The following is a 24,058-nucleotide window of genomic DNA, read 5'->3' on the forward strand; positions in this document are numbered from 1 at the left end:
TCGCGAGCACGTTTTACCCGCGTGCCGCGGTCGGCGGGCGGCTTCCGGAGCGTCGATGACCTCAGCGCCGCTCGATCATGGGCCCGAGGGGTACGACATCGACTGGGGGATCGTGATGACCGAAGAGGACCTGATTCCGAAGTCCGATGGGCTGTTCTTCATCGGGAACGCCACCACCGTGATCCGGTACGGCGGGTTCACGCTGCTGACCGATCCGAACTTCATCCGCCGGGGCCAGAAGGTCCACCTGGGTTGGGGCGTCATGACCACCCGGCTCCTGGATCCGGCGGTTCCCGTGGACCGGCTGCCGCCGCTGGACGGCATCGTCCTGTCTCACCTGCACGGTGATCACTGGGACCGGGTGGCGCGGCGGAACCTCGACAAGGACCTGCCGATCGTCACCACGACCCATGCGGCACGGCGGCTCAAGCCGCAGGGCTTCGGCAACTCCCATGGCCTGCGCACCTGGGAGGACCACGAGTTCGTCAGCGGCGACCGGGTCCTGCGGGTCATCTCGGCCCCCGGGCGGCACGCGCCGGGGGCGTTCCAGATGATGCTGCCGCCGGTGATGGGCAGCATCCTGGAGTTCGGCTCCCGGGGCGGGCGGGTCGACCTTCGGATGTACATCAGCGGCGACACCCTGATGTACGACGACCTGGCCGAGATCCCGCGCCGTTACCCGGACATCGACGTCGGCGTCGTCCACCTCGGCGGCACGAAGATCCTCAATGCCCTGCTCGTCACCATGGACGGCAGGCAGGGCGCGGACTGGGTGGAGCTGGTGAACGCCTCCCGCGTCCTCCCGATCCACCACAACGACTACACGGTGATGAAGTCCCCGCTGTCGGACTTCGACGCCGAGGTGCGCCGGCGCGGCCTCCAGGACAAGGTGCAGGTCGTGCAGCGCGGAACGCTCATCGAGCTCTGACGTCCCCGGTCCGGCCGGTGAGCGGCGCGACCACCGCGCACCGGCCGCTCCCGTACGCTCAGCCCTCGCGCCAGTCCGCGGACGGCAGGGCACCCGCGGCCTGCGGGCCCATCAGGCCCAGGGCGCCGTCGACGAACAGCGACGCCCCGGTGACGTACGAGGCCGACGGGTCGGCGAGGAAGGCGATCGCGGCGGCGACCTCCCGCGCGTGACCCGGCCGGCCGAGCGGGTAACCGGGCCGGCTGCCGGGCTCGGGCGGCTGGTCCGCCTGGCCGGTCATCGGCGTGGCGATCTCGCCCGGCGCGATCGTGTTGGCGGTGATCCCGTACGCCGACAGCTCCAGCGCCAGGACGCGGGTCAGCATCTTCAGCCCGCCCTTGGCGGCGCAGTACGGCCCGGATCCCACGCGCGGGTACTCCTCGTGGACGCTCGTGACGTTGACGATCCGGCCGCCGCCGCCCTGGTCGATCATCCGGCGGGCGGCGCGCTGTGAGCACAGGAACGCCCCGTCGAGGTCCACCGAGACGACGGAGCGCCACTCGTCGTAGTCCATCTCCAGGACGGGGCGGCTGCTGCCGGTCCCGGCGTTGTTCACCAGAACGCCGACGCCGCCGAGCTCGTCGGCCAGCTCGTCCACCACCCGGGCCGCGGTGACCGGATCGGTGAGGTCGTGGCGGCGTACGGCGCAGTTCCGGCCGAGCCCCCGGACCTCCTCGGCGGTTCCCTTCGCGCCGTCCTCGTCGCGGTGGAAGGTGATGCCGACGTCGTAACCGCGCTCGGCCAGGGTGACCGCGGTCGCCTTGCCGATCCCGGAGTCGGCACCGGTGATCACGGCGATGCGCGGGTATCCGGTCATTGAGACGGGTGCTTCCGGTCGGTCCATGCGCCGCCCCTACCCGGCGGCCCGGCCGTCATTCCGATCACCGGCGTGCTCACCGGTCGCTCGGGGCGAGCAGGCCCTCCTCCAGCACCGTCTCGGCGAGTAGCTCCTTGTAGCCGACCTCGTCGAAGACCACCGTGAGACGGCCCTCCTTGGCGCCGAGGACGGTGCCGCCGCCCCAGTCCTGGTGCTCGACCCGGGCGCCGGACGCGAACGCCGGACGCTCGGAGTCGGCGGGGGTGGCGGTGCCCGCCCGGCAGTTGTCGCAGTTCCCGCAGGGGTCCTCGATCACCTCGCCGAAGTAGCGCAGCAGGAAGCGGCGGCGGCAGTCGGTCAGCTCGGCGTACCGGCGCATCATCTCGACGCGGGAGCGCTCCACCGAGCGGTGCTTCTCGGCGATCTCCCGGGCGATCGCGGCGGCCTCCTGAGGGGACGGCGCGTCGGGGAGCGGCTCGACGCGGCGGCGCAGGCGCAGCGCGCCGGCGGTCTCGAGCAGGTTGAGCAGCGCGGTGACGCGCCGGTCCGACACGTCCACGCGGCGGGCCAGGTCGCGGCGGGAGATCGGCCCGTCGACCGCCGCGGCGACGCGGGCGAGGAGTTCCTCGTCGGGCAGGCCCCCGGCGAAGAAGCGGCGCAGCCCCACGTCCTCCGGGCGATAGTGGCAGATCGCCTCCGCCGGTTCGCCGTCCCGCCCGGCCCGGCCGATCTCCTGGTAGTACTCGTCGAGGGACCCCGGGACGGAGGCGTGGACGACGAAGCGCACGTCGGGCCGGTCGATGCCCATCCCGAAGGCGCTCGTCGCGACGATGGTCTCCCCGTCCATGAACGCCGCCTGGGTCGCGGTCCGCTCGGTCTTGCGCAGCCCGGCGTGGTAGGCCCGGACCCCGAGCCGTTCGGCGTACTCCTCGGTCTCCCGGCGGGTCGCGGCGTACACGATGCCGGAGCCGGGCAGCCGCCGCGCCGCGTCCACGACGGCGGCCTCCTTCTCGTCCGCGTCGTGGAACATCGCGACCGACAGGCGGATCTCGGGCCGGTCGAAGCCGCGGATGACCCGCGCCGGGTCGCGGAGGCGCAGCCGTTCGACGATCTCCTCCCGCACGGGGGGAGCCGCCGTCGCGGTGAGCGCGGCGACCACGGGCCGGCGCGGCAGGCCCTCGACGACGCCGCCGAGGCGGAGATAGTCCGGGCGGAAGTCATGGCCCCAGGCGGACACGCAGTGCGCCTCGTCGATCGCGATCAGCGCGGGCGGCGCCTCGGCCAGCACCGCCCGCACGTCGGGCCGCGCGAGCTGCTCCGGCGCCAGGAAGACGAAGCCCGTCGCCCCCGCGCGGAGCAGGGCGTACGCCTGGTCCCGGCGTTTCTCGCCGACGGCCGCGTTGACGCTGAAGGCGGCCAGGCCCCGTTCCCGCAGCCCCTGGGTCTGGTCCCGCTGCAGGGACAGCAGAGGCGACACGACGACCGCCGGTCCGCCGAGGGCGACGGCCGCGAGCTGGTAGATCGCCGACTTCCCCGCCCCGCTGGGCATGACCACGAGGCAGTCGCGGCCCTTGACCAGCTCGGCCGCGGCCTCCTCCTGCGCGGGTCTCAGTTCGGCCAGGCCGAGCCGCGCGTCGGCGATCTCCCGCAGAGTCCGGTTCTCCATCATGCGGCCAGGGCTACCCCCGAACGACCTGGTGGAACGCGCCCGGGCCGACGGGTTCAGCCGCCGACGGCGATCAGGCCGGCGATCCCGAGGGCGTACAGCACGAGCACCGTACGGCTGTCCACGCCCATGCGGAGCCGTCGGAGCCGGGGCCGGAAGATCAGCCCCGCCATGTAGACCAGCGTGAGGAGGGAGCCGAGCGCGGTGAGGTAGATGTCCGACCGGTGCGCGTCGGGCAGCACCGGCCGGCCCGAGATCAGCGACGCGGCGAGGAACAGCACCGGCAGGAAGGCGTTCCCGCCGAAGATGTCGCTGATCGCGAGCTGGTGATCGCCCATCCGGACGGAGGTCAGCCCGGTGCTGATCTCCGGGAGCGAGGTGGCCGCGGCGAGCACGGTGGCGCCGAAGGCGACGCCGCTCATGCCCAGCCGCCCGAAGAGCTCCTCGCCGCTGCGCTCGATGACGACGCCGGCGACGAGTGTGGCGACCGCCGCGACGCCGAACACCAACGCCGCACGGCGGGTGCCGATCCCCGACGAGCTCGCCCGCGCCTCCTTCTTCGTCCTGGAATGCCCCTTCGGCTCGGGCTGGGTGCCGGGGGCGTCCCCGCCCTCGTGCCAGGGCAGTCCCCGGCCCGCCCGCCTGAGCAGCAGCAGGCCGGCCACCCAGACGACCGCGATCAGAAGGGCCGCGGGGTCGAGCCGGGCGAACTCCAGGTCGCCGGGCAGCTGCGTGCCCATGACGACCACCGCCAGCACCGCGACCACCAGCGCGCCCTCCAGGACCAGGCTGAGGCTCGCCGCGACGTACGTCAACGGCGCGCCGCCGGTCCCGGCGACGTCCAGGATGACCAGGACGACCGTCTGCGCGGCGATGCCGCCGAGGATGTTGCCGACCGCGACGTCGAGGTGGTGGGACATCGCGGCGCTCACGGTGATCGCCGCCTCCGGGAGGTTGGTCGCGACCGCGAGCAGGATCAGACCGCCGAGCGCGCTGCCCAGGTGCAGGCGTTCGGAGAGGACGTCGGTCGTGTCGGACAGCCGTATCCCGGCGTACCAGATCACCCCGGCACTCAGCAGGAACAACCCGAGCAACACCAGCGATGGCAGATCACCCATGGCGAGCGCTTTGCCCGGACATTGCCGGTTTCATGCCGCCCCTTCGGCGGCGCGCGCCGATCCGCCGCGAAAAAAGGGCGCGGGCGTGGGAACAACGGCTCCCCGGGTCCTGTTACATCTCTCGTGGCCGGTGTGCCTGGTGTCCCCGGGCCTCACCTATCGCCTTCGCGGAATACCGTTCGGCTGGAGCCGCGTTGTGCCTTTCGCCGAGAGGCGACCCGCACACCGGTGCACACATCGAGGGCCCCACCGGGCGACGTTCCGGCGGGGCCCTCGTCCTTGTCCGGTCCGGCGTCCGCGTTCAGCGGGTCCGCGGGGAGTGGTCGCACGAGGTGATCGATCTCATTCGCCGCCTCGGTCTCGGCCTCGAGCCGGCGCAGCCTGCGCAGCGCGATGCCCTCCCGCAGCGCCCAGGGGCAGATCTCCAGACGGCGCACCCCCAGGGCCGCCATGATCTCGTCGGCGACGACCGCGCCGGCCAGAATGTGGCGGGCACGGGCGCGCGAGACGCCTTTGAGCCGGGCGCGCTCCTCGACCGTCAGCGCCGCCAGACCCGCGATCCGCCGCCGCAGCGCCGTACGCTCCAGCATCCGGCGGCCGTCCGTGCTCCGTCCCCCGGAGAGCTTGGCGAGCTGCGTGAAGATCTTCGAGGTGGCGACCGCGTGGTGCCCGGCGGATCCGTCGGTCAGCCGGTCGACGCCGTACGCGGCCAGCCGGTCCGCGACGTGCGCGCGCAGCCGTTCGAGCTGCCGCCGGTCCGGCGGGTCGCCGGACAGATGCTCACGGGTCAGCCGGCCGGCGCCGAGCGGCATCGACAGCGCGGCGTCGGCCTCGGCCCCGTCGCCCGTGGCGATCTCCATGGAGCCGCCGCCGATGTCGGCCAGCACGACCGGCCCGACGGACCAGCCGTACCAGGCGCGCACGGCCAGGAAGGTCAGCCGGGCCTCGTCGGGGCCGGTCAGGAAGCCCAGTTCCACACCCGCCTCCGCGGCGACCCGGTCGAGGACCTCCTCCCGGTTGGGCGCGTCGCGGATCGCGGACGTCACGAAGGGGATCAGCTCGACGGCCCCCATCCGCGCGGCCTCGTCGGCGGTCGCGGCCACCGACGCCACCACCCGGTCGGCCGCCGCCCGGCCGATCCGGCCGTCAGCCGGCAGCGCCCCGGCCAACCGCGTCGGCTCCTTGACGGAGACGACCGTACGTACGGGCCCGCCGGGGACGAGGTCGACGACCTTGAGATGGGCGGCATTGGACCCGACGTCCAAGATGGCGGTGCGCATGATCGCTTGATTACCCGGCTTGTCGCCGAGTGAAGCGCTTTGTCCGATTGGTGCGGTGCCGAAACGACGGTTACGGCACCGGCCTGGACTAAGGTCTGATCCATGGCGGCGGATCAGGAAACCGTACGAGTCGATGTGTGGATCTGGTCGGTGCGGCTCGTGAAGACCCGCTCCCTGGCCACGGCCGCCTGCCGGGCGGGCCACGTCCGGGTCAACGACGAGCGCGTGAAGCCCGCCGCCGCCGTGAAGCCCGGCGACCAGGTACGGGTGCGCCTGGGCGGGCGGGAGCGCGTCGTCGAGGTGCGCCGCGTCGTCCGCAAACGGGTCGGCGCGCCCGTCGCCGTCGAGTGCTACACCGACCACAGCCCGCCGCCGCCCCCACGCGCGGCGCTGCTCCCGATCGCGCGCCGCGAACGCGGCGCCGGGCGCCCCACCAAGCGGGACCGCCGGGAGATCGAGCGCCTGCTCGGCCGCCGGTCCGGACGCGGCTGAGCACGCCGCCCGTACGGGCCCGCGACGCGCCCGCGCGCACGGATTCACGAGGCGCCCGCGTGTACGGATCAGCCGCGCGCTCGCGCGTACGGGATCGCGGCGCGCACCGGGCAGGCGCCGTCAGCGGACGCTGACGGCGGTGACGCCGCGCATCGTGGGGACGAGGACCAGCGACCCCGCGAGGGTCGGCGAGGCGAACCGGCTGACCTCCCCGATCCGCCGCGCCGCGAGCGAACGCCCATCGGACTCCGACAGGGCGTGCAGCACGCCGGCGTCGGTGTCGAGGGTCCACACCGCGCCGCCGCCGACCACCGGTGAGCCCTTGACGTCGCCCGGCGCGCGCCAGACGCGGCGCAGCCCGCCGCCCCCGGTGACGTCCACGCGCTGCAGGCCCTCCTCGCAGGGCAGGTAGACCGAGGATCCGTTCCGGGCCATGCCGCCGAAGGAGACGCACCCGTGCAGGGAGGCGCGCTGGCCGCCGACGCCGCCGAGGTCTCGGCCGTCGAGCAAGTAGATGTCGCCGGTCTTCCCCGCGATCAGCACCCGGTCGCCGGGCAGCGGCAGCGGGCCGGTCGAGCCGAGGTCCTGGTCCTCGCTGTTCTCCGAGCCCCAGTTCTTCGGCGCGAAGTACGACAGGCGGCGGGAAAGGTCGGGGGAGAGCCGCAGCACCGAGTCGCTGCCGTCGTAGGCCCCGCTCAGGCTCGCGCCGTTCCCGACGGCGACGTAGACGTCGCCGGACGGGACGACGGCCGGGCCGGACGGCGCCCACATGCCCCCCATCCGGCGGGTCGGAACCGCGTAGGACGCGACGCCCTTTCCGCCGTCGGTGCGCGCGGCGGCGACGTAGCCGACGTAGTTCCCGCAGTCGCCGTTGAGCCCGCCGAACGGGACGTACACCCGGCCGCCCGCGACCGCGAGCGCGCCGCGCTGCTGCTCCGCCGTGGGGTCCCGGCCGGCCACGACGTCGAGGCCCCGCGTGAACCGCACACGTCCGTCCGCGGCGTTCAGCGCGACGAGGGTGTGCCGCCCACCGGTCGTCTCGGTGGCGACGAACACCGTGCGGGTGCCCGGGTCGTACGCCGGGGTCCCCGTGATGCCGAGCGGGTCGATGTTGCCGCACGGGAGCGCCGACCGGGGCATGGGCGTGCCGAGGCGCCGCTGCCAGACCTGCCGCCCCGTCGCGAGGTCCAGCGCGTAGACGGTGTCGTTCTCCGTGCCGACGTACGCCGTGCCGTCCACGACGATCGGCTGTCCGTACACCGCCCCGTCGAGCCTCGCCGTCCACGCGTCGCCGAGCGCGCGCGGCGCGGGGAGGCCGGCGGCGAACCCCGCCCGGTCGTTCGCGCCGTGGTACGTCGGCCACGACCCGGCCGCGCGTACGGGGGCGGAAGAGGCCCCGGCGGGTCCGCCGGGAGCCGGTGATGCGCTGTCCGCGCGGGACCCGCCGCCGGAACCGCACGCCGTCGCGGCGGTGAGGACGACCAGTGCGGCGCCGTACGCGACCCTGCCCATGCGCTCATTCTCACCCCATCGGCGGCCGTCACACGGAGATCGGCCATCACGGGTCTCCGCCGATGGGGACGCCCCGCAGGGCCAGGGCGACCGCGACGCCCGTGGCGGCCCCGGCCGCCACGTCCCCGGGATAGTGCGCGCCGATGTAGACGCGCGAGTAGGCGACCAGGGAGGCCAGCGCCGCGACCGGAACGCTCACCCGCCACGGCGCCTCGCACACGAGCGCCGTGGCGAAGGCCGCCGCGCCCGCGCTGTGCCCCGACGGGAACCCCGGCGAGTCGGGGACCCGCCACGGCCGTTCGCCTCTCAGTGCCGCCGGAGGACGCTCTCGGTCGAAGACGAAGACGCGCACCCCGTTGGCGAGCGTTCCCGCCACGGACATCGCCAGCGCCGCGCGTACGGCGGCACGCCGTGACCGCCGGTCGCCGCCGACCCGCAGCGCGGCGGCGATCAGCCACCACACGAGCAGTTGGTCGGCGGCGCGCGAGGCGCGCGGCATGACCTCGTCCAGCGCCCCGCAATCCAGGGACGTCATCGCCCGCATCACGCGCTCGTCGACCCGGCGCAGCCTCCGCACCCGTCATTCCTCCGTCCGATGATCCATCGATGTCCAGGTGAGGGGCCTACCCCGAGCGGCCGTCGCCTACCGGGTTCCGTTTCATCGGCCTTTGAGGGGAAAGCAGGCTGATGCGGCCCGGCGGGGCCGGTCGTACGCGGCTGGGCGGAGGATGCGCATGGCGACGGTCGAGGACCGGACCCGTCGGCAGGTGTGACGGCGTACCTCGGGGTATGGCCGAAGGCGTCCGACCTTCGTACCGGGAGGAGCGAGAGATGCCGAAGACGACCAAGAAGGGAACCGCCAAGAAGAGCGAGCTGCCCGACACCATCAAGCGTTCGGACGCCAAGGCGCAGCGCACCTTCGCCAAGGCCCACGACTCGGCCGTCGAGGAGTACGGCGAAGGAGAGCGCGCGCACCGGGTCGCGTACGGCGCGCTGAAGCACACCCACGAGAAGGTGGGCGACCACTGGGAGCCGAAGAACAAGGGCGCCAAGGGGCCGTCCGATCCGCAGTCCGAGGGCGGCCGCGACACGTCGCGCAAGAGTGCCGGCGGCGTCGACATGAACGCGTCCAAGGAGCACCTGTACGACCTCGCCAAGAGGATGGACATCTCCGGCCGCTCGAACATGAGCAAGAAGGAGCTCGTCGAGGCGCTGGAGAAGGCCAACGACCGCAAGACGGCGAAGGCCCGCTCGAAGAGCTGACACGGGAGACGGCTGAGAGGAGACGACGATGTCCGAGCGCACCGAGGGGGCCGAACCGCGCGGCGAGGGGGCCGAACCGCGCCGTCCCAACCTGCGGACGGGCTCCGAGACGCCGGTGGACCCCGAGGACCTGGCGATGGCCGAGGGCCGGGACCCCACGCCGGAGAACATCGAGCGCGCGCGGCGGCGCATCGAGCGGCTGGGCGCACGCGAGGCGGTGGACCGGGTCACCCCCTGACTACCGCGTCGAACCACCGGCCCACGGCGCTCCGCGCCCTCGGCCGGTGACGTGTCCGGGCCACGCCGCCGTGGGAGCCCATAACGCGATCGCGATGACGGCCGACATCCCGCAGCTCTTGGCGGCGGCGCTGTGGGTGGGCGGGCTGGTCGCGCTGCCGGTCCTGCTCCGGCATCCGAGCCCGGGCGGGCGACGGTCGGCCGGTTCTCCCGCGTCGCGGCCGACTGTGTCCTGGTCCTGGTGGGAAACGGCCTGGTCCAGGCGTGGCTGCGGGTGGAGACTCCGGCGGCCGTGTCAACGACGACGTGCGGGCGGCTCCTGGCCGCGAAGGTCGCGGTGCTCGGCCTCGTGCACCTGGCCGCCCGGCGGGTACGGGCCCGGTTGCGCGGCGCGGACGGGCGCAGGCCGGGGCGGATGCTCGCCGTCGAGACCGCGGGCGCGGCGTCCGTGCTGGCGCTCACCGCGGTCCTGGTGCAGTCCCCGCCCGCCGCGTACGCGGCCCGCCCGGTGACCCGATCGGTGGGCTTCCAGTCCGGCGGCGACTCCGGCCGGCTGACGGTCCGTCTCCCGCACGCCGCGCGAGGACTGGACCGCGGCGACATCACGGTCCGCCGGACGGGCGCGCCCGCGACGTCCCGCAGATCACGGCCTCCTGGACGCAGCCGCGCCCGGCCATCGGCCCGCTCCCGGTACGGCTCACCCGCACCGGAGCCGGCCAGTTCGCGGCGAGCCGGCCGCCGCTGCCCGCGGCCGGTCCCTGGCGGCTGTCCGTGACCATCCGCACCAGCGAGATCGACGAGACGACCGTACGGGCGGAGTTGCGGATTCGCTGAGGGCACGGGGCCGTGTCCATTGGCGGTGGCCCAAGCGGAGACTTCTTTGCTTCGTGCGTGCACGCGTTTTCCTCGTCGCGTCGGTGAGGATGCGACGCGGCCCGGTTAACGTTTGTCGTTGATCTATTGCCGCAGGGTCGTCGGCCGGGTCGGAATATGCGACAGGTCGGTTTTTCGGGGGAGACGACATGGGCTTGCTCGGAAGGACCAAACCGCAAGAATCAGTGCACGCGCCGACGATCCGGGCCAGAAGTCGGATGCGCTGGTGGCCGATCGCGGTGTGCGGCGGCTGGCTCGCGCAGGTGGCGGTCCGGATCATATTGGCCGCTTTCCATGACTCTCCAATTCTGATTCCGGATGAGTGGGGGTATCTACTGGCGGCGCGGCTGCTGGCCGGTGGTGCGTCGAGCGACCTGTCCGGGCGGACGTTCTATCAAGCCGGCTATCCGCTGCTGATCAGCCCGGCGTACTGGTTCAGCGCCGACCCGGTGACGCTCTACCGGATCGTCCTGGTGATCAATGCGCTGATCGGCGCGACTCTGCTGGCGCCCGCCCATGTGGCGCTGCGCCGGCTCGGGCTTCCACGAGGGCGGGCCTACCTGCTGGCGATGGTGACAGCGTCCCTGCCGTCGGTGGTCTATTACGGGCAGTACGCGATGAGTGATGCGGTGCTCCCGCTGGCGATGCTCACCTGGCTGCTGTGCGTCCACTCGTGGATCGCCCGGAGAGGGCCGGGATGGGGGATGGCCGCGAGCGCGCTCGCCGCCTACTGCTACAGCGCGCACACCCGCGGCCTCATCGTGGTCATCGCGCACGCGGGCCTGCTGGCCGTCATGTTCGCGCGCCGCCGGCTCCCCGGGCGCGATGTGGGGGTGGCCGCGGCGACGCTGGTCGCCGGAGCGGCGGTCGGCTGGGCGTTGAACTCCTGGGTGCGTGCGGAGATCTATCCCGGTGGCGCCATGCCCCTGGGCTCGTTGCTGGTCGAGCGGCTGACCACCTCGAGTGGACTGGGCTGGACGTTCGCGCTGGCGGCGGGGAAGATCTGGTATCTCGTCGCGTCGACCTGGGGCCTGGCCGGTATCGGCTTGGTGGCCGCGGCACTGGCCGCACTCCGCCAGAGCACACCGCTCCCGACGCGGGCGACGGCGGCGCTGACCCTGGTGACGGCGGCCGGGATCGCGCTGGCGACCTCGGCCGCGACACCGGACGAGGGAACCGTCGCGAACCTGGCCTACGGTCGGTATCTCGGCTGCCTGGCTCCCGCGTTGTTCCTGGCCGGGGCCGCGTTCGTCGTACGCGCCACCCGGATCGGCGTCGCGAAGGCGGCGCTGGCCACGGCTGGTCTGACGCTGGCCAGTGCCCTGATGGTGTTGCTGCACGCGGGTGGCCGCCTCACGCACGCCTTCTACCTGTCCCTGGACTTCCCGGAGATGAGCGCATTGACGTGGAGCTGGGACCGACTGAGGTTCTGGTGGGTCACGGTGGTCGTTCTGCTGTCGCTGCTGAGTCTCATCCTCGTCAAGGGGCGCAAAGTCGGGCGCGCCCTGGTCGCCCTCGTCGTCGCCGCGGACCTGGCCGTGGTGGCCGTGGTCGTCGGCCGGGACACCCGCTATTGGGCGAACACCCTTCACCACGCGACCAACCTGGCCGGTGCCGCCCTCCGCCCCGATGACCGCGTCGGAATCGACTACCGGGATATGAGCTGGCGCGTCTGGATCTCTCAGGCGTTCCAGGTTCAAAGCCACCTGCGGTCCATCGATCGCTTCAATCCTCGAACCCTGCCGCAGGGCCTGACGCTGGTCATCGTGCCCTGGGACCCTCACCAGCCGCCGCGGTCCAGTTGGCCCGCTGCTCCACCAGATTTCGCTCCCATTTTGGATCAAGAGGCAGATTCCGGAAATTGGGTCGCCTGGCGCCGCCTGTGACGATGGATGCTTCGTGCGGGTGCTGACGGCGAACATTTCTGATTTGTCGTTGACGTGTGCGGCGCACAGAAGGCGAAGTGTGCGGATGCAGCCTGGCGAAGGCCGATGTCGTCCGTTTCGTACCGCCTAAGCCTTGATTCGTACGAGCCTAAGGCAAAGGCGACGATCGCCTTTTCGTGAGGAATGAGCCTTGCTCGATCATTAACCATTATGTGCGTTGCGGTGCGAGCTGCAGGGTATTCACATCGCGCAATCTTCGGTCAATCCGAAATCCAGCCTTCTCGACTCGTTATAGGTGTCCAAATTGACTCGTTACGGGAAACAAGGGACGGCTCGCGGCAGGACGCGGTCGCGTGTCGTACCTCTCGCAGCCGCCGCAGTGGTCAGCGGCTTGGGCGTCGTGGTGGCGATGCCGGTGCCGGCCGACGCTGAGCGCATCATGCCGGGACCCTCCGCTCTGCGTCCGGCGAACCTTTCGGCCTTCGACTTCTGCGAAGACCAAGACATCAGCTGCTGGGAAAGCCTCGGGGACAGCCTCGGCGGAGCTTCGGGGAAGGGAGGGGCGAAGGCCGTAGTCAAGGGCGGCGAGAACCAGCCCGGCGCACGAGGCGAGCAAGGACCTGAAGGTCCGCGAGGAGTCCGGGGAAGGAAAGGACACAAGGGCAGGCGCGGCGCCACGGGGCCCACCGGTCCCACTGGCCCGACGGGTCCGACCGGACCCACCGGCGCGACCGGCGCGATGGGTCGGACCGGTGCGACGGGTCCCACGGGTCCCACGGGTCCGATGGGTCGGACCGGTGCGACGGGTCTCACGGGTCCCACGGGTCCGATGGGTCGGACCGGTGCGACGGGTCCCACGGGCCCGACGGGTGCGACCGGTCCGACGGGTCCGACTGGCCCGACGGGTCCGACGGGTGCGACCGGTCCGACGGGTCCGACGGGTGCGACCGGTCCGACGGGTCCGACGGGTGCGACCGGTCCGACGGGTCCGACGGGTGCGACCGGTCCGACGGGTGCGACCGGACCGACGGGCGCCACCGCCTGCATCGACTCGACGGTCCAGGGCAACACGAAGTTCGTCGCTCTGACACAGAACGGGCAGGTCTTCATCCAGGCGGTCACGCTGACGCCGACGCCCACGCCCGGTACCTTCCAGAACTTCACCTCTGTGTTCACCGGCCCGTTCCCGGCAGTCGTCCCGAACTGCGTCACGGTGACGACGCAGGGCAATAACGTGCACGTGACCGTCCGCGGCACCAACAACCAGGTCATCGAGTCCGCCTGCACGGTCAACCCGACGTTCAGTTGCGGAACGCCGATCAACCTCGGCACGGCCGCCTTCCGGATGGCCTACCTGCCGTCGCGGCATCACAAGATCGCGATCTTCGACCGATAGGTCGGCGAGTCGCCGGTCATGGTCCACCGGGCCCTGACCACCGAGTCCCGGGCATCATCAGGCTCCCGATGCCCGGGACTCTTCGCGTCCGTGGGACGGCCGGTCAGAGGCGGTTCCACGCGTAGGCGGGCAGGCCGTGGGCGGAGGCGATGGGCTTCCACAGCGCGACCACCCTGCGCTTGGCGGGGCCGGCCTTGTCGTTGGCGGTCAGAGCGTCATGGTACGGCGCCACCAGGGGGGCGATCCTGCCGCCGCAGTTCCGTGCCCGGACGTTCCGCGCCCACCCGAGGTACGCCTGATCGGCCTCGAGCGAGTTCTGGTAGGCCATGAGCATCGATTGGCGGAGACGGGAGCCGTTCGGCAGCCGGTCGACCTTGAGCGCCTTCGTCCGGGCGACCTCCTGCTGCCGGTCCCGTACGACCTGCTGGAATCCGGCGACGCCCGCCGAGACGTCGTCGCACGTCCGCAGGCGGGACGGCAGGTGCCCGCGGGCCGCCTGACCGGATCCCAGGATCTTGTCGACGGCGGCGGCCTGCTGCGCGGCCGTGTCGGTGTTCGCCGTCGACTGGTGGGAGGTCGGCGTCCCGCCTCCCGAGGATCCCTGGGTCAGGGCGTAGACGAGACCGCCGACGACCACGACCGCCGCGGCGATCCCACCGGCCAGCAGTATCGTCCGCTTCTTCTTCCTGTCGGCGTCGCTCGGTGCCCCCGTGGTCTCCCCGGCGGCCGGTGGAATGCCCTGGTCCCAGCCGTTCGGCTGGTATCCGGGCGAGGCGAGGCCCGGTGCCGGACCGCCGAAGGGCTGTCCGGCGGCCTGTCCGACGGGCGACTTGTGCGGCGTCGGACCGGCCCCCGTAGGACCGGCCCCCGTAGGACCGGGGCTCCAGGGGGCCGGGGGAGACTCGAACGGCGCCGGGCCCGCCCCCGGCGGACCGGGGTTCCAGCCGGTCGCGGGCGGCTCGGGCGGCATCGGGTCCGCCGCCGGAGCGCCGAGGTTCCAGGGGGTGGCGGGCGGCATGGGGTCCGCCGGAGCGCCGGGGCCCCAGCCGGTGGAGGGCGGCATCGGATCCGCCGCCGGGGTGCCGAGGTTCCAGGGGGCGGGGGGCGGCTCGGGCGGCATCGGGTCCGCGCCCGGCGGGCCCAGGATCTGCGTGGCGTTGCCGGAGTCGGGCGGCATCCCATCCGCGCCGGCGGGCGGCGGGAGGTCCGGCGGCGCGTTCCAGGGCCGCTCCTCGTCCGCGTCCCACGCCGGAATGGGGAGCGGCTCGGTCCCCGGGTTGGACGACCCGGCCTGGGGACCCTGCGGCGCTCCATCGGTGGAGTACGGGGCCGGGCCGAAGCGTTCTCCCGCCGACGGGAGAGGCGTTCCGCACCGCGGGCAGGCGGACCGGCCTGAGGGCACACCGGTCCCGCACGCCGGGCATTCCATGCGCGATCCCTTCTTGTCGACCGTTCCTCGAAGAGAACATTGTGCCGTCCTGCGGAGAGCGGCCCGCCCCGGGTCCGGCGGGGCGCGGCCCGCCGCGGAGACGCGGCGGTCGTGGAGCGCGGCGATGGCCGTCGGCGGCACCTCAAGAGGGGCTCCGCGGAGCCCCTGCGTTCCTCGAGGAGGGCAAAGCGCACATCATTACGCAATCCAGACGTGACCAAGTCGCCTGCCTCTCTTAATTGACCACCGCGAGGATGCCTGCGTCCGACCTTTCTTCTCCGAGAGGACCGAGGTGTCTTCTGTCCCTCTTCGCCACGTGGGCGTGCTCGGCGCAGTGGCCGCCACGCTGGCGTTCGGCGCCCTGGTCATCCCACGGGTCGCCGGTGCCGCCCCCTCGTCCGACGCGCTGATCGCCGAGGTGTACGGGGGCGGCGGTAACTCCGGCGCGACCCTCACCCAGGACTTCGTCGAGTTGGCCAACCGCGGTTCCCAGCCGGTGTCCGTGGACGGCTGGAGCGTGCAGTACCTGTCCGCCTCGCCCGGGCCGACCTCCAAGTGGCAGGTGACGAAGCTGACCGGCGGCATCGCCGCCGGTTCGCGTTACCTGGTCGCCGAGGCGAAGGGCAGCGGCGGCACGGTCGCCCTGCCCACGCCGGACGCCACCGGCACGATCAGCATGTCCGCGACGGCGGGCACCGTCGCCCTGGTCACCGGCTCCGACCCTCTCACCTGCCTGACCGCCGCCGACTGCGCGGCCGACTCGCGGGTCCGCGACCTGGTCGGCTTCGGCGGTGCCCTGGTGCGCGAGGGAACCTCCGCCCCGGCCGCGACCAACACGACCTCCGTGAACCGCGGGGCCGGTCTCGCGGACACCGACGACAACGGGGCCGACTTCACCGCGGCCGCGCCGACGCCCACCGGCAGTGGCGGAGGGTCCGGCGATCCGACGCCGACCCCGACGCCCACCCCCACCGAGACGCCGACGCCGGGCAGCGTACGGATCCACGACATCCAGGGCACGACGCGGATCTCCCCGGACAGCGCGAAGTCCGTCACGAACGTCCCGGGGATCGTCACCGGAGTCCGGGCGACCGGCTCGTCGCGCGGGTTCTGGTTCCAGGACCCGCAGCCGGACGACGACCCCCGTACGAGCGAGGGCCTCTTCGTCTTCACCGGATCCAGCACGCCGGCCGCGCGGCCGGGTGACTCGGTGCTGGTCTCCGGCACGGTCAGCGAGTACTACCCGGGCGGTGCCGTGAGCGGCAACCAGTCCGTCACCGAGCTGACCAAGCCGAAGTGGACCGTCCTCTCTTCGGGGAACGCGCTGCCGGCCGCGTTCGCGCTCGGCCCGGACACCGTTCCCTCCGCGTACGCGCCGGACGCCGCCGGCGGCAGCATCGAGGCGTCGGCGCTGCAGCCGTCCACGTACGCGCTGGACCTGTTCGAGTCGCTGGAGGGCATGCGCGTACGGGTCGAGGACGCGCCGGTGATCGCACCGGCCAACGAGTACGACGAGCTGTGGGTCACGACCCGGCCGGCGGACCACCGCAGCGCGCACGGCGGGGTGATCTACTCCTCCTACGCCGACCCGAACAGCGGCCGGCTCGAGGTCACCACGCTGATCCCCGGCTCGGAGCACCCTTTCCCGCAGGCGAACGTCGGTGACGTGCTGACCGGTACGACCGAGGGCCCGCTGGACTACGTCAGCTACGGCGGGTACGAGCTGCAGGCCACGAGCCTGGGCACGCTGCACGACGGCGGCCTGACGCCCGAGGTGACGCGCAAGCAGAAGAACAAGGAACTCGCGGTCGCCACGTACAACGTGGAGAACCTCGCGCCGAGCGACGCCCAGTCCAAGTTCGACCGGCTGGCCAACGGAGTGGTGCACAACCTGGCGACGCCCGACATCGTCGCGCTGGAGGAGATCCAGGACAACAGCGGCGCGGTCGACGACGGCACGGTCGCGGCGGACGTCACGCTGCGCAAGTTCGTCGACGCGGTCGTCGCCGCGGGCGGTCCCCGTTACCAGTGGCGGGAGATCGACCCGGTCAACGACGCCGACGGCGGCCAGCCGGGCGGCAACATCCGGGTGGCGTTCCTGTTCAATCCGGACCGGGTGTCCTTCATCGACCGCCCCGGCGGGAACTCGACCACCGCGGTCCAGGTCGTCAAGGACCACGGCAAGGCCGGGCTGTCGGTGTCGCCCGGGCGCGTCGACCCGGGGAACGCGGCCTGGACCAGCAGCCGCAAGCCCCTGGCCGGCATGTTCGAGTTCCACGGGCACCGGGTGATCGTGGTCGCCGACCACTTCAACTCCAAGGGCGGGGACCAGAGCCTGCACAGCCGGTTCCAGCCGCCCGCCCGGTCGTCCGAGGTCCAGCGGAAGCAGCAGGCCACGGTGGTGCACGGGTTCCTCGAGGACCTGCTGAAGGCCGACCGCAAGGCGAACGTGGTGGTCGTGGGCGATTTCAACGACTACCAGTTCTCCCCGGCGCTGCAGACGCTGACCGCCGGCGGCGTGCTGCACGACCTGATCGCCGACCTGCCGCTCGCGGAGCGGTACAGCTACGTCTACGACGGCAACTCACAGGTGCTGGACCACATCCTGACCAGCCCGCGCGTGAGCGGCGGCGCCGACTACGACGTGGTGCACATCAACGCGGAGTTCGCCGGCCAGACCAGCGACCACGATCCGCAGGTCGTCCGGCTCCGGCCGAAGGGCTGACCCCGACCCGAGCCGTACCGCGATCCACGGCCGTGACCGACGCCTCCGCGCGTGGGTCACGGCCGTGCGCCGTCGGCGGCCCGGGGCGGCGGCCACCGCGCGGCGAACCGGTCAGCGCGGACACGCCCGGCCGCGCAGATGGCCACGGACCCGTTCGACCAGCCCCGCACCGGTGGCGATGATCACGTTCAGCACGGGACGGTCCGGCAGGCGTTGCCGGATCGACGCCTCCGCCTCCGCCTTCGCCGCCGCGGCCTTCCGCCCGAGGGCGGCGAGCTCCTCCGCGCCGAAGTGCTCGATCAGCATCGGGAACAGCTCTTCCTCCTCCGCCCGAATGTGAGCGCGTATCTCGATGTCCAACCGTGCCAGGAGCTGGGAGAGCTCCGCGCCGGGGAGATCGTGCCTTTCCAGGATCTTCCCCATCCGCTCGAGCTTCTCGTGCTCGGCGAGGTACTCATCGACGAGCCGACGCCCCCCGGGCACGCGCTCGCGGACCGCTGGATACAGGTAGGACTCCTTGGCGACCGAGTGCCGGGTCATCTCGGCGATCAGCAGGTCGGCCAACGATCGCCACAAAGGTTCGGACGCGCTCAGATGGTTCAGCTCGATGAGGAGCTGCCGCAGCTCGTGATGGTCCTCTGTCAGGACGTGGCACAGATCGTCGGATCGGTTCATCCCGGTACCTCGGAAGTCGCTCGCGCGACGGCGTACCTAGCCCACTGCCCCGGCTACGGACGGTGAAACGCACGGCACGGCGAATCCGTCGTCGCAGGTCGGGCCGCACGGCGAGTACGGAACCGGAGACCGGTCCCGGCAGCCGGACCCCGTCCAGGCCGGTCCGTTCCGGGCGGTGGCCGCGACTACCCTGACGGCATGGCCCCCCGCCCTGAAGCCCCGCCGGCCGCCGCCGAGGTCGAGCTCGCCCATCTCCGGGCGATCACCGACGCGGCGCTCGCGCATATGAGCGTCGACGACGTTCTGGACGAGTTGCTGGCTCGGGTGCGGGAGATCCTCAAGGTCGACACCGCGGTCGTCCTGCTGCTCGACCATTCCGGCCGGCACCTCGTCGCGACCGCCGCCCAGGGCATCGAGGAGGAGGTCTACCAGGCCGTCAGGGTGCCGGTGGGGAAGGGCTTCGCCGGACGCGTCGCCGCGAGCCTGGAGCCGTCGATCATCGAGGACGTCCGTACGGCGGACATCGTCAACCCGCTTCTCGCGGACAGGGGACTGCAGTCGCTGCTCGGCGTTCCGCTGGTGAGCGACGGCGCGCCGCTGGGCGTCCTGCACGTGGGGACCATGCGTCCCCACCGGTTCACCGACGAGGAGGTCACGTTCCTGCGGATGGCGGCCGACCGCATCGCGCTGGCGGCACGGTCACTGCTGTCCGAGACCGAGCGGACGGCGGCCCGCGAGCTGCAGCGCAGCCTGGTCCCGACCGCGCTGCCGGACCTCGAAGGGGTCGAGATGGCCGCGCGGTACAGTCCGGGCCGGGCGAGCGTGGGCGGTGACTGGTATGACGTCTTCGAGCTGCCGTCCGGCGAACTGGGCGTGGTGATGGGAGACGTCGCCGGCCATGGGCTGAAGGCGGCGGTCATCATGGGCCGGATGCGCAGCGCCCTCCGCTCCTACGCCCTCGAGACGGACGACCCGGCCGAAGTGCTGCGCAAGCTGGACTACAAGATGCAGCACTTCGAGCCGGGCGCCATGGCGACCGTCCTGTACGCGGTCTGCGACCCGGATCTGGCGCGGGTGCGGGTGTCCTCGGCCGGTCACCTGCCCCCGGTGCTCGCCCGCCCGGGGGAGCCGACCATCTCCCTGGAACCGCGGCTCAGCCACGACCTGGTGATCGGCGCCGATGCCGCGACCAAGCGTCACACCTCCACGGTGGAGATCCCTCCCGGCGGCCTGTTCTGCGCTTACACCGACGGGCTCGTCGAGCGCCGGCGCGCCTCCCTCGACACCGGCATCGGCAGACTGTGCGACGCCGTGCGCCCCGACGCTCCCGAGAAGGTCTGCGCGGCGGTGATGGCCGCGCTCATCGGCCGCGAACCGATGCAGGACGACGTCGCCCTCCTCGTCCTGCGGCGTACCCCCTCCGACCGATAGGGAAGACACGCCGCGGCGGCGGCCGCGTCATCGTGCGGGCCGGGGAGCGGGATCGCGGCGGCCGAGCGCGTAGTACAGACCGCCCGCCACCACGATCCCGGCCAGCCACGAGAAGTCCGTGTGCGCCAGCAGGCGGGCGAGCGGCCCGCGCATCACCGGGACCAGGCCGTACTGCCAGCTCCACGCCGCCACGATGCCCAGCGCGAGGCTCACCAGCGCCGGCCGGTTGAACGCCCGCTCGCCGGGGTCGTCGCGGTAGAGCGCGGCGACGTCCGGCCGGCCCCGGTGCCGGACGAAGAAGTCGACGACGACCACCGCCGCCCAGGGGCTGATCCACACCAGGATCGAGCTCATCCAGTTGTCGAAGGCGCCGGCGAAGCTGTCGGAGCGGATGAACACGACGAGCACCGCCGAAGCGATCACGCCGGCGAACAGCGTGACCTTCCAGCGGGCGGCGCGGACGCCGACGGTCAGCGCCGCGAGGGAACAGGAGTACAGGTTGAGGATGTTCGTCGCGATCGGGCCGTGCATGATCAGCAGCAGCACCGGGACGGCCATCACGCCGAACGTCCGGGCGACCAGGTCGGCCGGGTCGCTGCCGCCGCCGGACCCGGCGAGCACCGCGCCCAGCGCCGCGAGCCACACACTGGGCAGGTACACCCCGGCGGCGGTGGCCAGGACGGTCGTGCGCTCGCCGGCGTCCCGGCGGACGAATCGGCTGTAGTCGCCGGAGTAGGGCAGCCAGGAGATCCCCCAGCCGACGCCGATCGCGGTCAGCAACTGGGTGACGGCCGTCGCCTTCCCTCCGTCGCCGAGGGGATGCGTCGGGGTGGACCAGTGCGGGTGCGCGCGGGCGACGGCCAGCACGGTCATCACCGCCATCACCACCACGGTCAGCGGGACGGTGTACTTCTCGAACGTGCGGATCGCGTAGAAGCCCAGCAGCGCCAGGCCCAGCTGCGCCGCCATGATCAGGCCGCCGATCAGGTACTTCGTGCCGGAGCCGCCGTGCACACCGAGGCGCGCGAGGATGCCCAGCACCAGGTCGAGGACCACCCAGGTGTTCACCCCGACCCAGCCCATCGCGAGCAGTCCCTGGATCAGGCCGGGAACGGCGGCGCCGTGGCGGCCGAACGTCGCGCGGCCGAGCAGCATCTGGTTGACGCCAGTGCGCTGCCCCATCAGGTTGAACAACCCGAACGCCGCGCAGCCGACGAGGTTGCCGACCGCGACGACGACCAGGGTCTCCACCACGGTCAGCCCCAGCGTGACGCCGAGCGCGCCGAGCACCCAGTTGATCGGCGCGATGTTCGCGCCCGCCCAGATCCAGAACTGTTCCAGCGGTGTCGAGTCCCGGCCGTGCTCGGGGATCGGCTCGATGCCGTGCGCGTCGAAGCGCCCCGGCTCCGCGTGCCCGGAGGCGATGGTTTCGGCGGACATGGGAACCTCCTCGGGCCGCGCCTCGATGATGCCGCGCGGCGTGCTCTCGTGGGGTTACGAAAGCACGCAGGTCAGCCCGCTGAAGAGTGGATGAACATCCACTCTCGTCCGCTGGACACTGTGTTAACTTCCAGGGATGGTCACGATCCGGCGGCTGGTCGCCGACCCCACCCTGAAACTGCGGGTGCTGGAGCCCGGTGCCGCCGGTGCGCTGGACGCCGAGATGCGCTGGGTGCACACCACCGAGCTGCCCGATCCGTCGCCCTACCTGCGGGAACGGGAGCTGGTCCTGACGAACGGCCTGTGGTGCGCCGGCCCCGAGGACGCCGAGGCGTTCGTGGCGCGCGTCGCGGACGCGGGTGCGGGCGGGGTCGTGTTCGGCCTGCGGGAGAGCGTCCGCCGGGTCCCGGCGGAGCTGGTCGCCGCCTGCCGCCGGGCGGGCCTCCCGCTCGTCGAGTTGTCGAAGGACGTTCCGTTCACCGCCCTCTCCCACGCCATGGCCACCGCGTACGCCGAGGAGCGCCAGCGGGAGCTGCTGGGGCGCGTCCGGCGGAGCGACGCGCTCACCGACGTGATGGCGCGGGGAGCCGGCGCGTCCGGCATCCTGCGGGTGCTGCGCCGCGACCACGACCTGCCGCTGGTCGTGATCGACCGTACGGCGAGGGTCGTCGCGGCGGCCGGCGCCGACCTGGACTCCGGGCAGGCGCGTCTCGTCGCCGAGGCCCTGGCCCGGCGCCCGCCGCCGCTGGAACTCGACCTCGGCTCGGACGGGTGCGCGTCGATCTTCCTGATCGCGGCGCTCGGCGAGGTGGACGCGGGCCTGGTGTGCCTGCGCCCGATGGCCGAGCTGAGCCCGGCCGAGCAGGACGCCATGGGGCAGGCGGCGTCGTTCCTCAGCCTCGAGGTCGCCAAACGGCAGGCCGTGCACGCGATCGAAATGCGGTTCGCGGGCGAGCTGCTCGACATGGTGCTGTCCGGGCCGGGACGGCAGGCGGAGCTGCCAGGTCGCCTGCGGGCGTTCGGGATCGACGCGAGCCACCCGCTCGCGGTGTGCGCGCTGGCGTTCGCCGACGACGACGGCCCCGGCGCGACCGGCCTGGGCGACGCGGTGACCGGGTTCTTCCTGACCCAGGGCGTCCCCGTCGTGACCGCGGCCGCCAGCCAGGACGTCGTCGTCATCGTGTCCTGGCGCGGGGCGGAGGCGGAGTTCGCCGCTCTCGCCCGGCGGCTGGTGACCGACCTGGCGCCGCGGTTCGGCGACCGCCGCCTGGTCGCCGGGCTCGGTGGGACCGTCCCGGACGCGGCCGGACTGCGCCGTCCGGTGCTGGAGGCGCGGGAGGCATGCCGCGTACTCCGCCGCCGCAGCGGCGGCGGCCCGCCGGTGATGGCGTACGCCGACCTCAACACCCACCTGCTGCTGCTCGGCCGGCACGACCCTGAGACGCTGCGGCGTTTCTCCTCGGCCGTGTTGGGCCCGCTGCGGGCCCACGACGGCGCGCGCGGCGGGGGGCTGGAGACCAGTCTGCGAGCGTTCCTGGACAACGACTGCCACTGGGCGGCCACCGCCGCGGCGCTGCACGTGCACGTCAACACGCTGCGGAACCGCATGGCGCGGATCGCCGAGCTGACCGGCCGGGACGTCAACCGGACCGAGGACCTGGTCGACCTGTTCCTCGCCCTACGGGCCGACACGCTCCGGCAGCTCCCCTGACCGGGGCGAACGGCCGCGACGAAGGCCCCGGGCGCGGACGGCCGCGACGAGGGCCCCGTGTGAAGGGTCACGGCGAGGGCCCCGGGTGAAGGGTCACGGCGAGGGCCCCGGGTGAAGGGTCACGGCGAGGGCCCCGGGTGAAGGGCCATGGCGAGGGCCCCGGGTGAAGGGGCCATGGCGAGGGCGCCGGGTGAAGGGCCACGGTGACGGCCCCGCCGCCCGGCCTGGATCCGGAGTCAGTCGACCGGGTAGACCGCCGGGTCGACGACAGGCGGCTCCGGGCCGCGGCGGGGCAGCGTCCGGTCCGCGCGAACGCGCTCGGCGACGTCCCGGCACCGGTCGAACCGGACGTCGCCGCACTCCAGCGCGTACTCCACCAGCGTGCGCAGCGCGACGGCCCGGCCGGGCCGGCCGGTCAGGAACGGGTGGTTGGTGAGGTTGAACAGGCAACCGTAGTGCCGCATGGCGTCCAACTCCGCCCGCCACATCTCCAGCGCCTTCGCCGGGGACTCGATGACCGAGCCGACGTGCGGGTCGGGCAGGAAGGCGTACTGCTCCCAGTCATCCAGCGACCAGTGCACGGGCAGCTCCACGACGTCGGCGCCGGACGTCGTCAGCAGGTACGGACGGTCATCGCCCATCAGCGAGGAGTCGTACCGCAGCCCGTGCTCGGCGACCAGTTCCGGGGTGCGCCACGTCGCCTCCCACCCTGCGGCGCGGTGCCCGGCGATCTCGATGCCCTGGTCGGCGAAGACCTCCAGCGCCCGCTCGAAGTCGGCCCGTTCCTCGGCCGCGCTCATCCCGGTGGGCGGACGGTGACTGTAGGAGTGATGGGCGACCTCGTGCCCGGCCGCCGCGATGGCGGCCGCCAGGCCGGGCCGCCGCTCGGCGACCCAGCCCGGCACGAAGAACGTCGCCGGCACGCCGAGGTCGGCCAGCAGTTCCAGCAGCCGTGGCACGCCGACCTCCGGGCCGTACGCCTGGTGCGACATCGTCATCGCGTGGCCGGCGAACCGCCGTCCGTGCGCGAGGACGGCCGCCTCGGCGTCCACGTCGAACGTCAGCGTGAACACGCACCGGGCCCCGGCCCGCCAGCCCGCCTCGTCCATCACGTCATCCCCGTCCACTCCGGCCGGAGCC

At 72.7% G+C, this 24,058-nt stretch carries 20 protein-coding genes; 10 read left to right on the forward strand and 10 right to left on the reverse strand.

Translation table 11 applies throughout. From position 1 onward, the window contains the following. The first annotated feature begins 55 nt into the window (after window positions 1–55). Window positions 56–928: an MBL fold metallo-hydrolase gene (locus AB0K82_RS03365; protein WP_364392181.1), complete on the forward strand. Its 873-nt coding sequence runs from the start codon at window positions 56–58 to the stop codon at window positions 926–928. A 58-nt stretch (window positions 929–986) separates the two neighbouring features. Here AB0K82_RS03365 and AB0K82_RS03370 read toward each other — a convergent pair whose 3' ends face one another. From AB0K82_RS03370 to AB0K82_RS03385, 4 genes are all read right to left on the reverse strand, one after another. Then, window positions 987–1,784: an SDR family oxidoreductase gene (locus AB0K82_RS03370; protein WP_364392183.1), complete on the reverse strand. Its 798-nt coding sequence runs from the start codon at window positions 1,782–1,784 to the stop codon at window positions 987–989. Window positions 1,785–1,860: 76 nt separating this feature from the next. Further along, the gene (locus AB0K82_RS03375; protein WP_364392185.1) at window positions 1,861–3,453 is read right to left on the reverse strand and encodes a RecQ family ATP-dependent DNA helicase; all 1,593 of its coding nucleotides are present in this window, start codon (window positions 3,451–3,453) and stop codon (window positions 1,861–1,863) included. A 53-nt stretch (window positions 3,454–3,506) separates the two neighbouring features. After that, the gene (locus AB0K82_RS03380) at window positions 3,507–4,568 is read right to left on the reverse strand and encodes a hypothetical protein (RefSeq protein WP_364392188.1); all 1,062 of its coding nucleotides are present in this window, start codon (window positions 4,566–4,568) and stop codon (window positions 3,507–3,509) included. A 152-nt stretch (window positions 4,569–4,720) separates the two neighbouring features. Continuing rightward, a complete protein-coding gene (locus AB0K82_RS03385; protein WP_364392191.1) occupies window positions 4,721–5,848 on the reverse strand; it encodes a hypothetical protein in 1,128 nt (375 codons plus the stop codon). A gap of 102 nt (window positions 5,849–5,950) precedes the next feature. Between AB0K82_RS03385 and AB0K82_RS03390 the strand changes: the two genes are divergently transcribed. Next, window positions 5,951–6,340, forward strand: a complete 390-nt coding sequence (locus tag AB0K82_RS03390; protein WP_364392193.1) for a S4 domain-containing protein — start codon at window positions 5,951–5,953, stop codon at window positions 6,338–6,340. A 120-nt stretch (window positions 6,341–6,460) separates the two neighbouring features. Here AB0K82_RS03390 and AB0K82_RS03395 read toward each other — a convergent pair whose 3' ends face one another. After that, window positions 6,461–7,852: a PQQ-binding-like beta-propeller repeat protein gene (locus AB0K82_RS03395; RefSeq protein WP_364392195.1), complete on the reverse strand. Its 1,392-nt coding sequence runs from the start codon at window positions 7,850–7,852 to the stop codon at window positions 6,461–6,463. 46 nt (window positions 7,853–7,898) lie between these two features. Beyond that, on the reverse strand, window positions 7,899–8,429 hold the full coding sequence (locus AB0K82_RS03400; protein WP_364392197.1) for a phosphatase PAP2 family protein: 531 nt from the start codon (window positions 8,427–8,429) through the stop codon (window positions 7,899–7,901). 254 nt (window positions 8,430–8,683) lie between these two features. Between AB0K82_RS03400 and AB0K82_RS03405 the strand changes: the two genes are divergently transcribed. The 5 genes from AB0K82_RS03405 to AB0K82_RS03425 all read left to right on the forward strand — a co-directional run bounded on the left by AB0K82_RS03405 (window position 8,684) and on the right by AB0K82_RS03425 (window position 13,507). Next, the gene (locus AB0K82_RS03405; protein ID WP_364392199.1) at window positions 8,684–9,115 is read left to right on the forward strand and encodes a ChaB family protein; all 432 of its coding nucleotides are present in this window, start codon (window positions 8,684–8,686) and stop codon (window positions 9,113–9,115) included. A gap of 28 nt (window positions 9,116–9,143) precedes the next feature. Next, window positions 9,144–9,353: a hypothetical protein gene (locus AB0K82_RS03410; protein ID WP_364392202.1), complete on the forward strand. Its 210-nt coding sequence runs from the start codon at window positions 9,144–9,146 to the stop codon at window positions 9,351–9,353. Between the two features lie 132 nt (window positions 9,354–9,485). Continuing rightward, complete coding sequence (locus AB0K82_RS03415; RefSeq protein ID WP_364392204.1) at window positions 9,486–10,127, forward strand: CopD family protein; 642 nt, start codon at window positions 9,486–9,488, stop codon at window positions 10,125–10,127. A 316-nt stretch (window positions 10,128–10,443) separates the two neighbouring features. After that, window positions 10,444–12,111: a hypothetical protein gene (locus AB0K82_RS03420; RefSeq protein WP_364392206.1), complete on the forward strand. Its 1,668-nt coding sequence runs from the start codon at window positions 10,444–10,446 to the stop codon at window positions 12,109–12,111. A 1,168-nt stretch (window positions 12,112–13,279) separates the two neighbouring features. Beyond that, window positions 13,280–13,507 carry a hypothetical protein gene (locus tag AB0K82_RS03425; RefSeq protein ID WP_364392208.1) on the forward strand — a complete coding sequence of 76 codons (228 nt, stop codon included), beginning with the start codon at window positions 13,280–13,282 and terminating at the stop codon, window positions 13,505–13,507. 103 nt (window positions 13,508–13,610) lie between these two features. Here AB0K82_RS03425 and AB0K82_RS03430 read toward each other — a convergent pair whose 3' ends face one another. Continuing rightward, entirely contained in the window at window positions 13,611–14,936 is a 1,326-nt protein-coding gene (locus tag AB0K82_RS03430; RefSeq protein ID WP_364392211.1) for a hypothetical protein, read from the reverse strand. Window positions 14,937–15,228: 292 nt separating this feature from the next. Between AB0K82_RS03430 and AB0K82_RS03435 the strand changes: the two genes are divergently transcribed. Further along, window positions 15,229–17,661 carry an endonuclease/exonuclease/phosphatase family protein gene (locus tag AB0K82_RS03435; RefSeq protein ID WP_364392213.1) on the forward strand — a complete coding sequence of 811 codons (2,433 nt, stop codon included), beginning with the start codon at window positions 15,229–15,231 and terminating at the stop codon, window positions 17,659–17,661. Between the two features lie 111 nt (window positions 17,662–17,772). Here the strand turns inward: AB0K82_RS03435 and AB0K82_RS03440 are convergent, their stop codons facing one another. Beyond that, complete coding sequence (locus tag AB0K82_RS03440; RefSeq protein WP_364392215.1) at window positions 17,773–18,336, reverse strand: hemerythrin domain-containing protein; 564 nt, start codon at window positions 18,334–18,336, stop codon at window positions 17,773–17,775. Between the two features lie 198 nt (window positions 18,337–18,534). Here AB0K82_RS03440 and AB0K82_RS03445 point away from each other — a divergent pair, with 198 nt between their 5' ends. Further along, window positions 18,535–19,767 (forward strand): GAF domain-containing SpoIIE family protein phosphatase, encoded by a 1,233-nt coding sequence (locus AB0K82_RS03445; RefSeq protein ID WP_364392216.1) that lies wholly within the window; start codon window positions 18,535–18,537, stop codon window positions 19,765–19,767. 27 nt (window positions 19,768–19,794) lie between these two features. Here the strand turns inward: AB0K82_RS03445 and AB0K82_RS03450 are convergent, their stop codons facing one another. Continuing rightward, window positions 19,795–21,207, reverse strand: a complete 1,413-nt coding sequence (locus tag AB0K82_RS03450; protein ID WP_364392218.1) for a cytosine permease — start codon at window positions 21,205–21,207, stop codon at window positions 19,795–19,797. Window positions 21,208–21,343: 136 nt separating this feature from the next. Between AB0K82_RS03450 and AB0K82_RS03455 the strand changes: the two genes are divergently transcribed. Further along, window positions 21,344–22,918, forward strand: a complete 1,575-nt coding sequence (locus AB0K82_RS03455; protein ID WP_364392220.1) for a PucR family transcriptional regulator ligand-binding domain-containing protein — start codon at window positions 21,344–21,346, stop codon at window positions 22,916–22,918. Between the two features lie 236 nt (window positions 22,919–23,154). On the opposite strand, the gene AB0K82_RS03460 is transcribed toward AB0K82_RS03455, so the two are convergent. Then, window positions 23,155–24,027, reverse strand: a complete 873-nt coding sequence (locus AB0K82_RS03460) for a polysaccharide deacetylase (protein ID WP_364392222.1) — start codon at window positions 24,025–24,027, stop codon at window positions 23,155–23,157. Window positions 24,028–24,058: the final 31 nt, after the last annotated feature.

It is taken from the genome of Actinoallomurus sp. NPDC052274, from assembly GCF_040679475.1.
In the GTDB taxonomy this organism is placed as follows: domain Bacteria; phylum Actinomycetota; class Actinomycetes; order Streptosporangiales; family Streptosporangiaceae; genus Actinoallomurus; species Actinoallomurus liliacearum.